A 15,872-nucleotide genomic window follows, 5' to 3' on the forward strand; every position below is an offset into this window, starting at 1 on the left:
AAATACAATAAAATTGTAATTATAATAAAAATATTATTATCCATGTTGTAAATTAAGGTGGATGTATGGCAAAGAGAAGAGTGAGAGCTCTGCAAGTCTCGGTAATATGCGGGTTGATGGCGTTACAGTTTCCCGCATTCTCAAATGAAGAAAATACGCAGCAAAGTGTTTCTGAAGTTCAAACGATAGCTTCGTTAACACCTACAGAAAGTTTAGTCAAAATAACACAGTCGCTTCCTGCGGATGTGAAACCTATTTTTTCTACGCAATTAGCAAAATTATACGCTGATAGGCAAATGCAGTTATTGTGGCAAGATGAAACGGCAATTAGCCAATTTCAGCAACAACTGGCAGAATTATCCCTTTCTGGAGTTCAGCCTCAATTTGGGGAGTGGCTAGCGATACTGGAAAATAACCAGTTAAATGAGCTAGGCCGTGACGTTATTTTATCTGATGCCATGCTTGGCTATTTACAGTATTTATCTTCGATAGAAGCGAGTGGGCAATATTGGTTATACACCAATCGGCCTTATAAAATTATTGCTCCAACGGCCGCTCAAATGAAACCATGGATAGATGCCGTCGAGTCTAATAATTTAAGTGGCTGGGTTAAATCGCAAGCCCCGAGTCACCCAATGTATTTGCCAATGCGCAAAGAAATGTTGAAATTATTGGCGATCCCGGAAGATAACCTGGAAATTGTGGGGACGAAAACATTAAAGCCAGGGCAGTCTAGCGATGATGTGGTTATTTTGCGTCAAATCTTGCAACGTGAAGGGTTACTTGAAGGTGGAAATGTAACCGAAGACATCGCACCTCCTGAAACAATGGCTCAAGTTGCAGAACTGGCAACTGAACAAACCGCTGAATCGACAGGAACACTTGATGCACCTGCGAGCTCCGTGTCGAAAGTATATGATCAAGAACTCGTCGATGCGGTAAAAAAATTCCAATTGCAATATGGCTTAGAAGCAGACGGTGTTGTTGGAAAAGGCACGCGTGTTTGGTTAAACATGCAGCCTAAGCAGAAAGCAGGTTTAATGGCACTCAATATTCAACGCTTACGTATTATACCAGCAAGTAGTGGGACAGGGATTTTAGTTAATATTCCTGGCTACTCTTTAGATTTCTATTTAAATGACGAAGTGATTTTAGACTCTAAAGTGATTGTTGGCCGTGCTGATCGCAAAACACCGATCATGAGCAGTGCGCTAAATAACGTAGTCATTAACCCGCCTTGGAGTGTGCCGACCAGTATGGCACGTAAAGATATTGCTCCAAGAGGAAAACAAGATCCAAGTTATTTTAGCCGCAAAGGGTATACGGTTTATTCAGGTTGGGGAGCCGACTCATATGAAATCAACCCATATGCTATTGATTGGGATAATATCACCCCAGCTAATTTTCCATATCGCATTCGACAGGCACCGGGCCCGACTAACTCATTAGGGCGCTATAAGTTTAATATGCCGAGTTCAGATGCGATTTATTTACACGATACACCAAACCATAGTTTATTTAATCGCAATGCGCGTGCAATAAGCTCTGGATGTGTGCGAGTGAATAAGGCAAGTGAGTTAGCCAGTATTTTATTAGGTGATGCAGGTTGGGAACAAAAACGCATTGATGGTGCGTTGAAAGAGGGGTCAACACGGTATGTGAATATACCCGATAGGATCCCAGTTTTTCTGTACTATCAAACTGCTTGGGTAGATAAAGACCAGCAACCACAATATCGAGCCGATATTTATCAGTATGATAATTCGATTAATAATGCAGATAAATATTTGCCAATATTGAAAAAGATTTTACACTAATTGTAGGTTTTAATTTGAAGGGGGGATTTTCTCCCCTTAATTATTTTAAGAGTTAACTGCTTGAGCGCTGTTTTTTACACATTTCCATTCTGTGACCTTACCTCTAGAATCCGTTTTTATCTTATTTATTCCGTTGTTTTATGGTTCCTCAATCATTACTATTTTGTTTATCTTTGATAAAGGCAGCATGTTTTGTGTCTTAAATTGCATGTTTCGAGCAGTTCTAGTGATAAAACTCTCTTTTTGACGAAAAATGCAATAAAATTTCCGCGAAGTATGCATATCTTTACATAATTATACATTAAAGATAAGCATGATTTGCTAGACTCAATAGGTTGCCAAAATTTTATCGATTAATACTGAAAATATTAGAGTCTGAGCTATCACCTATGGATATAATTGATCAATCCCGCAGAAAGTGGTTAGGTATTGGGGCCGCAACAGTTGGCCTTAGTTTATTACCAAGCCATGTATTTGCTGCGATGACGACCCCTCGACCACGTATTTTGCGTTTTCAAAACATTAATACAGGCGAATCGCTAAAAACCGAGTTTTTTGACGGGCGCCGTTATAATAAGTCTGAATTAGCGCGTTTAAATCATTTTTTCCGTGACTACCGTTGCGACAAAGTAAAAACTATTGACCCAAAACTGTTTGACCAAATCTATTTATTACAAATGATGATGGGAACAAACAAACCTGTCCAACTGATCTCTGGCTATCGTTCTTTAGAGACTAACAATAAATTGCGTAGTAAAAGCTCTGGCGTGGCAAAGAAAAGTTACCATACCCGTGGGCAAGCGATGGATTTCCATATCGAAGGGCTACAACTGAGTAATATCCGCAAGGCTGCGCTAAAAATGAAAGCGGGTGGCGTTGGTTATTATCCTCGAAGCAATTTTATACATATTGATACAGGACCTGCAAGAACGTGGTAATCTGTGCATAGGTGACACAGATTACGGAGTAATTGCTCGATGAAATATACTATTATCCCAGTAACACCATTTATGCAAAATTGCCACGTTATTTGGGATGAAAATACGTTAGATGCAGTCGTTGTTGACCCCGGCGGAGAAGCTGAAAAATTAATTTCTGCTATTGAAAACCTTGGGCTGAAGTTAACTAAAATTCTGTTAACGCATGGCCATTCTGATCATATCGGCGCATCAGCTATCCTTTCTAAGCATTTTTCAGTGCCTATTTATGGCCCACAAAAAGAAGACGCCTTTTGGATTGAAAACCTCGCGGAACAAAATGCGATGTTTTATATTGGTGAATGCCCTGACTTTACGCCGGATTACTGGTTAGAAGAAGGGGACAAAGTGACTTGCGGCAATATTACATTTGATGTACTGCATTGTCCTGGTCATACACCCGGCCACATTATTTTTGTGAATCACACCGATAAATTAATTTCAATGGGTGATGTCCTTTTTAAAGGGGGCGTCGGCCGAAGTGATTTTCCACGCGGTAACCATCAAGACTTAATTTCCTCTATAAAAAACAAAGTATTACCTCTAGGTGATGATTTTCAGTTCATTCCAGGACATGGCCCCATGTCAAATTTAGGTTTTGAGCGTAAAACAAACCCTTTCTTGCAAGATGAGTTACCCGTTTGGTAATTATCTAATCTGACTTAACCCCCTTAATTACAGGGGTTTTTATAACTTACTATTAATCATCTCATAAAAAATAATCACTAACACTATGTCCTAATTGTTCCCAACTTAGTTTGGGAATGCCTGGAATTTTGCTATTTTCTTATCGAACAAATAATTGTTTGTTTTAATAATAAACAAATAATTAATTGAAATAATTAGTGAAATTACAATCTTCAGGGAAATAAGAGCATGGATGATAAGGATGTTAACGCTGCAACTCAAGGTAATGGCAAAACAGGACGAGACTATTCGAGTATCAATTTACAACTTAAACCGTTGGCAGAAACAACCCCGCAAGTCAAAACGGGCATTCCAGTTAGTCATCAACACATTTTTACGAAAATAGCGAGTGAAGAAAATATTATTATTGGTATACGGCCGATAGATGCTAAATCAACGAATTTAATTGAGTCGGGGGAGTACAGTAGTAAGGGATTGGCTATCAAAGGTAAAAGTGCAGATTGGGGGCCTCATAGTGGTTTTATCCCAGTACAACAGGAGTTTGCTAAAAAATCAGGCCGAGCTAACAGTGACGAACTTAATCGCCAGCTTCAAGGGCTAATTCAATCCGGTAAGGCAATTAGTGTCCATTTAGAGATTAGCACTCAGCGAATAAATGAATTATGTCAACTTAGTGCAGTTTCACCATTAGAACTCATCAATGATGAGGGTTATTATCGTACTACATCCATTGTTGATGGCATCGAAAAAGTTTTTTTCTTGAAAAAAAATGCGGATAAAACATCAGATAGCTGGAAAGTTTACTATCTGGAAAACGAACAGTTTACTGAATTCTTTGTTATTGGTGATACTAAAACGGGTAGGCCAATCACGGCAGATTATGATTTATTTAGCATTATATTTCCAATATCAGATTTAGAGCATTATATCAATGTGAGAGAAATGCCATCTTGGGAAAAATGGAAGGCTAGTGTCAATTATGATGAATTATCAGTAAAGGAAAAAAAATTATTTAATAATAAAGCTGAATATGATCGCTATGAGGGACAGGATAACGGCTTTAGTAATAAGAAAATAAAACAGCTCAAGGATAAGATGAATCACCAGCTAGGCCGAAAGAGTGGATTTGAATTAGTCCATCACGGTGCTGATGATGCTAACCCAGCCAGCGTTATGAGTGAAAATTTTCCGATAACTTTTTTCTTACCTGAAAATTTGAAAGGAAAAAATAAACTTAAAGGGACAACTGAATCAATTGAGACTTATTTTCCAATGAATTCTAATGGCTCTATTATTATTGATAATGTAGAACAATTATCTAATTTTCAACAATTGTTAATTAATCAGGGATATCGTGCCCCATTAAATAAAAGATGGAGCGAAGGTGATAATGGGAAATTATTTGAACCAAAAAGGAAAATATCAGATAGTTATTTAAAAGGGTTAGCATTAATTAACCGAAAAAAAAGCATTAATGATAATGCTGAAAGTAAAGAAAGTAATAAAAAATCCAATGATAAATTTATTACAGATATTGATGATGAATTCAAAGATATCCATCTAGATGACAATAAGCGTAAACCTACTCTTGCAGAAGAGCACGGAACAGAAATCAAGAATGCAGTTCTCTTTGATAACCATTTGAATAAAAACAAAAAAATAAATGGACTGGAAATAGTTGAAAATTCACATCATTCTATTATTAATACATTAGAAAAAATAGCACTAAAAGAAATTTCTATTCAAAATGTCAATAAGACTGAACATGCCTATTTATTGAAGTATTTTTCAGATGAAAATAGAAACATAGATGTTGAAAAATTAAACATTGCAGTTTCTGATCCGTTAGTAAACCGAAAGCTAAATGCAACGTTAAGTCAAAAATTTGAAGCTAATTCACTATTACTGAAGCCATTTCTAGAATTAGAAATATCAAGTCATTATCAACAACAAGCAGTTGACATTCAGACATTATTGTCCGCGATAAGAGATGACATGTCGATATTAAATCACTTAAGTGAGCGTTCACAGACGTTATTAATGAAGCTATTTCCTGCAGGTAGTGGGGTCGATAAAGGAAAAATTTTAGCGATAGTTGCAGATGATCATAAATTTATTCTATTTAATAATAAATTGATGGAGTTTAGTAAATTATCTCCAACCAATTTTATTGGAGAAAATGCGCCGTTAAAACAATATTCTTTTGCAGAGGCATTTAGTATTTATGAAGATAACCAAGAACAGCGATTGGCTCAATTTAACCAACAATTAATTAATGGTAGTAAAGTTGAATTAGTGGACCATGGGGTTATTCGTTCAGGCCCTCAAAGTCGAGTGATGGATCAAATTTTGGGGGGAATATACGCGGTTGAATTGTATTTGGCGGGGAGTGACTCAGCTCGAAATTTTATAGAACGCAAAGCACAAATAGAGAGAGTCACAGTGAAAAAGGTATCGACATCTTCAGAAAAATCTCTGTTGATGAAGATGGCACAGTACAGCCAAGATATTAATACTGAAATTAATAAAAATGGAATATCAATAGCGGATCAACCGATAAGAAATTTATTTTCAACAGTTAAGGATACCAATAACGTAATAATATTCTTAAAGGGTAAATCGGTCACTTACACGGTAACTCATGTGCAACGTTATGGCGGTTACGAAATTAGCTTGTTTGATCCCCAAGGACTCCAGCTTAGTGTAAAAAATAAGACTTCTTGGCAAGCTCAACAACAATTCAAACAGCGAATTAAGCATTATTTTAATGAAAATGTCGAATTTTCTGATGGTGAATTTAGAGCCGATCTCCAGTTTATTGATTTAGACTCTACGGATTTTAAAAGCGCATTATCTTCTTTACGTAACCAACGACAATCAATTATTGAACAACCTGAATTTACGTTACCAAAAAACTGCTGGGTCACTATTAATGGTGAAAAAATTGCGTTTGCCAAATTACAACAATTAGGTGCCACTATTGATGGAAAAACGATTTCCTTAAGTGATATCAATAGCCCTGATCTACATCATAAAATTCGTTTTTCCCCAGATAAGCTAGCGATGTATTTCACATTAATGGAAGGTGGGAAAGAAGATCTCTCTTTTATTAAAGTGTTCCATGAGCAATTAAAATCTGCGGATATCCACCAATTAGTTGAGCGCCAAACTAACTTTACTGAGTCGGGTGTATTAAGAAAACAGTTTGAATACTTAGCGAATAACATTGATATTCAGCAAGATGCTATCTCTTCTTCTGTTTTATTTAAGGTTCGTCAAGAAGGTAAGAGGCTTTCTCAACTTCGACGTTTGACAAATCGTTCAGGGCAAATAATGGGGACAGCCGGAGCTATTCAAAGTTTGATTAGCGCGTATGCAATTTTGGATAAATTAGATAACCCCGATATTAGTGATGAGGAAATTAAAGAGTTAGAAAAACAGTTTTATTTACTTGCAGCATCTGCCTTGTTTAATTATGGCGATATGATAGTGCGACCGATGCTATTAAATATTGCCTCCAGTAAGGGAGCAACTTCGTTGGTTCGTGCGAGGATTGCCTCGGGAACAGTCGTGATTTTCAATTTGGTCGGGATGGGAATTGATGTTTACCAAGCCTACGATAGTTTATCTAAATTAGACAGTGTCACAGACCCGAAACAACGCCAAGATCTTATCGTAAACGCATCTTTCTCTATTGCTAGCGCAGTGGTCAATGGGGTTACCATTATTGGTATTTTAGTGGGTTCTTCTGTTATTCCTGTCGCTGGGTTAGTTATTGGAGGTATATTGCTGGTGGGGGGCTGGGTTTATAACGGTGTTCGTGCGGTTGAAAACATCAAAGGAGTTATTGATATTGACTGGGATCGTGAATTAGAGGAGGGGATCCGTGGTGCTTTAGGTTTAGACCCAACCATACGTACTCAGCAAGAAATGAATACACAACATTATATTAATGCTTTCAAAGAGCAAGATTGGAATATGGATCTGGCTTTATTTGAAAATAATATTGCGCAAGCCGGGTTTGATCACCATCTCAGTATTATTGAAAAACCTACCTATGAAAATGAGCTTCGATACTATCTGGTTGATAATAATGATAACTATTTCTATGGCAAGTTGGGGAATTTATATGTAGAGGCGGGAAATACGACTGTGCGGTTTTTACGCAAAGAAGCGCCTTCATTTACTGCTGAAGAAATTGAGTTCATTTTACAAAATGAAATTGTCAGAACAACTGCGTGGTTTAGAAGTTTAGGGCATCTTTATGAAGATATAGGGCTGTCTATTCACCATGATTTTTTTATTAAATCAAAAGAGAAAGAGGTTTTTGATCTTAAAAATACCGGTAGTATAGCTACTCATGAGCGTTATTCTTTAAATTCTACTTATAAAAACTTGTTATTAGATGAATTTAAAGTACGACACCAAATTTTAAATGATGAATTATCAATACCTTTTCAAGGTCAGTTAATAAATTCCAATCCAGAACAAATTAGTTTTTATTCGAAAAAAACCGAATTTGGAGTATTAGGGCAACAGATATTCAGAGAAAACGAACGTATTTTCAGTGAGCATTTAGTGAATAACATTCAACGAACAGCCTTATATATTGAAAATGCCAGTAGTAAAGGGACTAGCTGGAATACGGCTAATGGTAATGACGTTGTAATTGGTAAAAAAACACAGAAAAATGCTTTTCAAGTACTATCAGGTGAGAAGTATTTTGCAGGGGGAGATAAAAACGATCTATTTTTTATTCGGGATAGCTGTTTAGCATCGTTAACCTCTCGAGGGGGAAATAAGCCGACTAAGTACCTAGATGGCCAAGGAGGACAGGATACCGTTATTATTGATAGCCTACCAGATGGCTATCGTGTGTATGCAGATCTCAACAGAAATATATTGCACTATCAGCGACAAGGAAATCATCCCTATACTCCCGTTGCCCATTTACAAAGCATGGAAAACTTGATGGTAAGAGGGAGTAGTAATGATTGTTTACAGGGAAATGATACGGCAAACATATTAGATGGTGGGTTAGGTAACGATAGATTAGAGGGGAAAGGAGGAGATGATAAACTCATTTTAACTCAAGGTATTGCTGTTGGTGGTGAGGGAAATGATAGTTACCATATTCGCCGTTATGAATGGCTTGACCATGCTGACAACTTGTATCTTACAGAGCGCTATTTTGATGGAAAAGAAAAAGCAGTTAAAACGCGAAAACAGCTAAACCCTATTTATACACAAAGTCGCCATAATTTTCAGGCGAAAGTGGTTATAAAAGAAGCTAATTGCCAACAAAGTCGAGTCTCTTTAGAGTATTTTTTTAATGAAATAAAGCAAGTTCAGCTAGACGGTAACAACTTGGTTTTAACAGTTAAACAACCCAAAAATAGTATTGATGGCCACTTTTTTCAAAATGTGGAAAGTGAAGTCATTATTGTTCTCGAAAATGTGCAAGATGCGAGATCGAAGGCGCCCCACCATGTATATCGGTTACAAACCCTTGATGGTTGGATGATGACAACGGTAATAGATGAAAAACATCCTAACCAGTATTTCAATTTAAGCTATATACAAGAAGGGGATCAATTAGCATCTAAAGACGAAAAGTCTGTCAAAATAGATGAGTCAACGGGTACCATAACGATAGATCAATCCCGCCATTATAAAGCGCCTAAATGGGGGCGGTTTATTCCAATAGGTCATGCTGAACACTTAACCTACCGTGGAAATAGCCAAAACAATGTATTACTACTAATAAAATTAGGTAGTTACATTGAAGTTAGCCATGGAATAGATACCTATCAAATTGTACAAAATAAAGATGAGTACGGTGAGGTTGAGTTCGATTTTTCTAAAGTTAATAACAGCTATACGGATAAGGACAGCTTGTGCCTATTATTGCCTACTGTAAATGGTTATTCGCTGAATATGGATGATGGACAGCTATACAGCTTAGATAAATTTGGGCAAAAAAAATTGACTATTAAGTTTACTAATGTGGGCAATAATCTCTCTGATATTGTCTTAATTCAAGATAAGCATAGCAACTTATTTAAAGCCAATTTACAGGAAAATAGCCTATCACCAGTAAACCCAGTTAAAGAAAGTAGTGCGGGTGACGATCAAATTATATTGCCAATGGGCTATCAATCCGAAAAGCATATCATTGATGCTCAAAATGGTGATGACACTATTATCAATAAGGGCTCAGAAAGCTATGTCCTGCTGGGAGGAGATGGTGATGATAATATTAAAGCCAGCGGTGGAAATAACCTATTATATGGTGGTGCTGGGGACAACTTTATTAGTGGTGGCTCGGGGGATGATTTACTGTTATCCAGTCGAGGAAACGATACGTTAATGGGTGGTGCAGGTGATGACCACTACTTAATTGATGGTCATCAGCCTGGTGTTGTTTATATTGAAGACCTGATTGGAAATAACCATATTCACTTGGTCAATTTTAAACGCGAACAAATTGAAGGTGGTGATTCAAAATATCAACTTTATGTTTCAGCAGCCGGTAAATTGGTAAAAATAAAGGTATCTCATGATGATGAAGGGAACTTTAACATTCATCACTATGAAAGGCTGGACGAAAAATTTAACTCCTCTACCGCTGACGGGATGACTACTCTCACTAATTATTTATCTGAAAAACTCTATAGAGCAAAACAATCAGGGGAATTCACGACTTGGAAACCGATTGATGAGCTTGCAAGCACATTAAATGGCGTGGTAGTCAATAAGGGTGAAGCTAGACCTTTAAACCTAACATCGAGAGATGATGGTATTGTATTACATCAAGAAAACCCTAGAAATAATTGGCTTATTGATACGTTAGCTGGCAATGATAGCGTTATGGATATGACTCAACATGGGCGAATTATCAAAGGTGAGAGTGGTAACGATAAGTTGATAACCCTTGGTGGTGAAAATGTGCTATATGGTGGGCAAGGTAATGATATTTTATTGGCTCAAGGTATGCATCGAGATGTGCTCATCTCTTTAGATGGAAAAGACCAATTAGGGGCAGCTCAAGGGGACGACCTCTATATTGTCAGTGGTCATGGTAAAGGAGCTGTGAAGATCACTGATTTTGAGGGGCGTAATCAGGTGGTACTAATTGATTTTGATACTGATGAAGTCAATTATGAACAATTGTCAGATAAGGTTGCTGAAACAACATATCGCTCAAAGAGCGGCAGGCAGGTGACGCTATCCCATAACAACCATATTGGGTCAATGAATAGTGTCATGCAGGTGCGTCATCTCAATAGTTACCAGCAATTATCAAAACAACATATAGAGCAAACCGTCGACCGTTTGGTTCAGTTGCTTGTTGAGGAGCGAATTGATTATGAAAGTAATCTCGACCTTAGTATAAATAACAGTAATTATAGAAAGAATTGGGGGGCGGTACACATAACTGAGCGCTTCCTTAGCCACCTTAAATAGTTGTTGATAAAAATAGCCAGTCAGTAATGCTACTGACTGGCATGATATTAAAGATGCTGTTTTATTCTTTTCAAAAGGTTAAGTATCAACAAATTTTAATGATTACAGCACTTTAACGATAGCATCACACAGAGGAACCATGTTCTCTAAGGTTAAGCCTGCCACGTTAATACGGCCAGAGCTAACAGCATAGATACCAAATTCGCTACGTAGACGCTCTACCTGCTCTTTTGTTAAGCCACTGAAGGAGAACATCCCATTTTGGTTGATAATGAAGCTGAAGTCCTGTTTAGCGCCTTTTTCTTCCAATGTTTTCACTAACAGTTGGCGCATGCGTTTAATACGCTCACGCATTGCGGTTAATTCTTGGATCCATTCCGCTTTTAACACTTCATCAGAAAGGATAGTTGTCACCACTGCCGCACCGTGTGCTGGTGGGTTTGAGTAGTTGGCGCGAATAACCGCTTTAGCTTGGCTAAATGCACGCTCTGCGTTATCACTGTCTTTGGCAATGATGGTACAAGCACCAACACGTTCATTGTATAAACCGAAGTTTTTAGAGAACGAGCTTGCAACAATCATTTCAGGGTTATTTTTGGTGAAAATGCGCAGGCCTTCGGCATCTTCATCTAAGCCTTTTGCGAAACCTTGGTAGGCAAAGTCAAAAACTGCTAATAAACCTTTTTCTGCACATAATGCAGCTAGTTTTGTCCATTGCTCAGCCGTTGGGTCAATACCCGTTGGGTTATGGCAGCAGCCGTGTAGAACAATCACATCACCAGCCACAGCAGATGACAGGCTGTTAAGCATACCGTCGAAATCCATACCATGTTTGGCAGCGTCATAGTAGTTGTAAGTTAAAACTTCTAAACCAGCTGCTTCAAAGATATTTTTGTGGTTAGGCCAAGTTGGGTTGCTGATCCAAACACGCTTTGCGTTGGTTTGTTTAGCAATAAAATCTGCAGCGATACGCAGTGCACCAGTACCACCCGGTGCTTGCGCTGTACGTGCACGTTTTGAGGTGACAATTTCATGTTGTGCACCGAATAACAGTTCTTGTGTTACACGGCCAAATTCTGGCATTCCGCTAATCGCAAGATAGTTTTTGGTGTTTTCGTTATCCAGCAGGAATTTTTCTGCTTTTTTAACGGTATCAAGCACAGGGGTTTTCCCTGATTCGTCTTTATAGACGCCAATACCTAAGTTGATTTTATTATCGCGGGGATCAGCACGGAAACTATCAGCAAGACCTAAGATTGGGTCAGCAGGGGCAGAAGTAATTTTTTCAAACATGTTGTCGATTCCAAAGCTCTGTAGTGGTACCCAAGACAATTTACAGTGTATGAAGGCGTAAGTGAGAATGCTTTTGGCTATCCTTGCTTGTAAACAGCCCATACAACTGAAATTGATGGATATAGCTGAAAACGGGTTTAGTCGAACGAGTCGAGTTCTCAGGTTAACGTGATAAAGGCTTTTTGCCAACCGTTTTACCAAAAATTGGCGAGATCTTGTGAGCTAGGTAGGAATTGCATGTAATCTAACCATAAATATCTATAAGGGTGGTGAATCAGTCTGTCTTACCGATAATTTAGGTGTTTTTTAGGGGGAAGTTTGAGAGAGGGGGAAAATAAAAAAGCAGCGCCGAAGCGCTGCTTACAAAAACATGTTACCGTTTTCTAACTTATCAGTTAACTGATAATTAGAATTGGTAGATTAAACCTAAACCAACTACGTTATCAGTGCTGATACCGTATGCTTTGGTGAAATCATTTTTATCTAACAGGTTGATTTTATAATCAACAACTGCAGACATGTTTTTGTTGAAGTAGTAGTAAGAACCTACAGAGATATATTTAACCAGATCTTTGTTACCGTAAGTGCCCAAGTCTTTACCTTTAGATTGGTTATAACCTAAAGATGGTTTCAGACCGAAGTCGAACAGGTATTGTGCAACTAACTCAACGTTTTCAGTTTTGTTAGCAATACCTGAACCAAATTTACCGCCAGCACCGTAACGAGTCATGTTTTGAGTTTGACCGTACATTGCTGCTAAGTAAACATTGTTAGCGTCGAATTTACCACCAACGTTCCAAGCTTCAGCTTTTTTACCACCAGCGTTAGGGTAGTTTTTCTGTGCAGGTGTACGTGAAGAGTTAGAATAACCACCACCCAGAGTTACGCCCCAGCCTAAGTCATAAGCGGTAGAGAAACCGAAGCCATCACCGTTGTCTTTACGAACGTTTGAGCTAGACAGGTTGTCGTCACCGTTTTTACCTTGATATTGCAGAGCAAAGCTCAGGCCATCAACATAACCGAACGCGTTGTTGTTACGGTAAGTTAACAGGTTACGGTTACGGCTAGTCATGAAGTTGTCTGCTTGATCCATAGTGTCCGCACCCCATAATGGGAATACGTCGGTCCATGCGTTCGTGTCATAAACCACACCGTAGTTACGGCCGTAGTCGATTGAACCGAAATCAGCAAAACGTAAACCCGCATATGCTAAACGGTTTTTGTTTTCGCCTTCGTTCTCAGCTTTGTTAGTTTTAGTTTCCCACTCGAAACGACCAAAACCAGTCAGTTGGTCAGTGATTTGAGTATCACCTTTAACACCTAAACGAACGCGTGAATCATCACCGTCTTGGCTTGGAGCATCTTTGCTGCTACCGTCAGCGAGGTAGTGACGAACGTCAACTTTACCGTAAACGTCTAATTTGTTGCCGTCTTTGTTGTATACTTCAGCTGCGTTTGCTGCACCAGCAGCTAACAGAGCTGGGATAACCATTGCAAGAATATTGCGTTTCATCATTATTATTACCCTCATTGGTGTTATTCGGACACCTGCCACTGCCAAAAATAATTCGCAAAAAATAATTGGAACTATTTGTGAGAGATTAGTGTCGTCTATGTCGGCGACCAGTGTTCCATTGCTAAATAAAATTATCTACCCTCAAAGTGCTACAAAATCAAAGTTTCTGAAACAAATGGTAACAATGTGTTTCAAAATGTAAAAAATAGAGCAATAAACGACCGCTCATCGTACCAGTTTAAAAAATATTACAAAAATTAGGGAACTTTTTCAAAAGACAAATTGAGTTTTTTTTGAGCAGTTTAGCGAATGTAAAGCGGTTATCTACCACTCGCAAAAAGAGAATTGTGACATAAAAAAGCAGATTATTCTTAGTGGTAGCAGATTGGTGCCATTTTGGGGTGAATTATAAGGTGATAACGTAAAAATTGTGATCAGGTTATCATGCGGCTGCAATTTTATGTAATGGACTGAAATAGTCTGCAGTTAAAAATATATTAGAGTGAAAAAATAACGGGCCAATACAAGATTGGCCCGATACTCGTCATACTTCAAGCCGCATGGGTGTTGACTGTGTTCAGCTTGCCGAATCACATACTTGTGTATGCTCATCGGCTATCTTCGCTGGTCGCCTACATGCCACTCGAATTATTTAGAGTGTAAGGAATGCACTTAGAATGCCGCATTACGTGGGGTACGCGGGAATGGAATGACTTCACGTACGTTACCCACTCCAGTGACATAAGCCACTAAACGCTCAAAACCAAGGCCGAAACCTGAGTGAGGAACGGTGCCATAACGACGCAGATCACGGTACCACCAGTAATCTTCTTTATTCATACCCATTTCTTCAAGGCGTGCATCTAGCATATCAAGACGTTCTTCACGCTGTGAGCCACCGATGATTTCACCAATACCCGGTGCTAATACGTCCATCGCGGCAACCGTTTTACCATCTTCATTGAGACGCATATAGAAAGCTTTGATGTCTTTCGGGTAGTTTTTCACAACAACAGGTGCTTTAAAGTGTTGTTCTGCTAAGTAGCGCTCATGTTCAGACGACATATCGACGCCCCAATAAACTGGGTTTTCGAATTTTTGACCACAAGTTTCAAGGATTTTAATGGCGTCTGTGTAATCAACTTGTGCAAAGTCTGAATTCACAAAGCTTTCTAAGCGGTTGATAACGTCTTTATCAACACGCTGAGTAAAGAACTCTAAGTCGTCGCGGCGTTCTTCAAGAGCAGCTTTGAATGCGAATTTCAGCATTTTTTCTGCCAGACCTGCGACATCATCTAAGTTTGCAAACGCAACTTCAGGTTCAACCATCCAGAACTCAGCCAAGTGGCGGCTGGTATTTGAGTTTTCAGCACGGAAAGTTGGGCCGAAAGTATAGACTTTGCTAATTGCGGTTGCGTAAGCTTCACCATTCAGTTGGCCTGAAACGGTTAAGAAAGCTTCGCGGCCAAAGAAATCTTCGCTGAAATCTACTTCGCCTTTGTCATTACGTGGCAAGTTGTTGTAGTCCAGTGTGGAGACACGGAACATTTCACCTGCGCCTTCGGTATCGGAAGCGGTAATGATTGGCGTAGAAACCCAGAAGTAGCCTTGTTCATCAAAGAAACGGTGGATTGCTTGCGCTAAAGTGTGGCGCACACGTGCAACAGCACCAATTAAGTTAGTGCGCGGGCGCAAGTGCGCTGCTTCACGTAAAAACTCTACACTGTGGCGTTTTGCTGCCATTGGGTAGGTGTCAGGGTCTTCAACCCAACCAACGACTTTTACAGCAGTGGCTTCAAGTTCAAATGATTGGCCTTGGCCTGGGGATTCTTTTACGGTACCCGTAACTTCAACGGAACAGCCAGTTGTGAGGTGCAGGACTTCGTCATTATAATTAGGTAAATTATTATTAATGATAGCCTGTAACGGATTAAAGCAAGAACCGTCATAAACGGCGAGGAAAGAAAAACCAGCATTTGAATCTCTCCTTGTACGTACCCAGCCTTGAACGGTGACTTCTGTGCCTACCGCCACTCGGCCTTGCAGTACGTCGACTACAGGCGCTACTATCATATAATTCACTCTCTTCTATATAATGGTTAATCTTATGCATCTGCAACCCGTCATACTTCGAGCTGTAGGTGTGTTGGCTTC

7 protein-coding genes are annotated in these 15,872 nt (G+C 38.9%); 4 read left to right on the top strand and 3 right to left on the bottom strand.

Going from position 1 to position 15,872, the window contains the following annotated elements:
• Positions 1-65 precede the first annotated feature (65 nt).
• From ldtD to CYG50_RS04815, 4 genes are all read left to right on the top strand, one after another.
• On the top strand, positions 66-1,817 hold the full coding sequence (gene ldtD, locus CYG50_RS04800) for a L,D-transpeptidase LdtD (RefSeq protein ID WP_102138491.1): 1,752 nt from the start codon (positions 66-68) through the stop codon (positions 1,815-1,817).
• A 389-nt stretch (positions 1,818-2,206) separates the two neighbouring features.
• The gene (gene mepK / locus CYG50_RS04805; protein WP_102138492.1) at positions 2,207-2,755 is read left to right on the top strand and encodes a peptidoglycan L,D-endopeptidase MepK; all 549 of its coding nucleotides are present in this window, start codon (positions 2,207-2,209) and stop codon (positions 2,753-2,755) included.
• 39 nt (positions 2,756-2,794) lie between these two features.
• Complete coding sequence (locus CYG50_RS04810) at positions 2,795-3,442, top strand: MBL fold metallo-hydrolase (RefSeq protein WP_102138493.1); 648 nt, start codon at positions 2,795-2,797, stop codon at positions 3,440-3,442.
• A 228-nt stretch (positions 3,443-3,670) separates the two neighbouring features.
• Complete coding sequence (locus CYG50_RS04815; protein ID WP_102138494.1) at positions 3,671-10,909, top strand: anthrax toxin-like adenylyl cyclase domain-containing protein; 7,239 nt, start codon at positions 3,671-3,673, stop codon at positions 10,907-10,909.
• 102 nt (positions 10,910-11,011) lie between these two features.
• Here CYG50_RS04815 and CYG50_RS04820 read toward each other — a convergent pair whose 3' ends face one another.
• The 3 genes from CYG50_RS04820 to asnS all read right to left on the bottom strand — a co-directional run bounded on the left by CYG50_RS04820 (position 11,012) and on the right by asnS (position 15,791).
• On the bottom strand, positions 11,012-12,202 hold the full coding sequence (locus tag CYG50_RS04820; RefSeq protein WP_102138495.1) for an amino acid aminotransferase: 1,191 nt from the start codon (positions 12,200-12,202) through the stop codon (positions 11,012-11,014).
• A 406-nt stretch (positions 12,203-12,608) separates the two neighbouring features.
• The gene (locus tag CYG50_RS04825) at positions 12,609-13,718 is read right to left on the bottom strand and encodes a porin (RefSeq protein WP_282559483.1); all 1,110 of its coding nucleotides are present in this window, start codon (positions 13,716-13,718) and stop codon (positions 12,609-12,611) included.
• A gap of 672 nt (positions 13,719-14,390) precedes the next feature.
• Positions 14,391-15,791, bottom strand: a complete 1,401-nt coding sequence (asnS, locus tag CYG50_RS04835; RefSeq protein WP_102138497.1) for an asparagine--tRNA ligase — start codon at positions 15,789-15,791, stop codon at positions 14,391-14,393.
• Positions 15,792-15,872 lie beyond the last annotated feature (81 nt).

Source organism: Providencia huaxiensis (genome assembly GCF_002843235.3).
GTDB lineage: Bacteria > Pseudomonadota > Gammaproteobacteria > Enterobacterales > Enterobacteriaceae > Providencia > Providencia huaxiensis.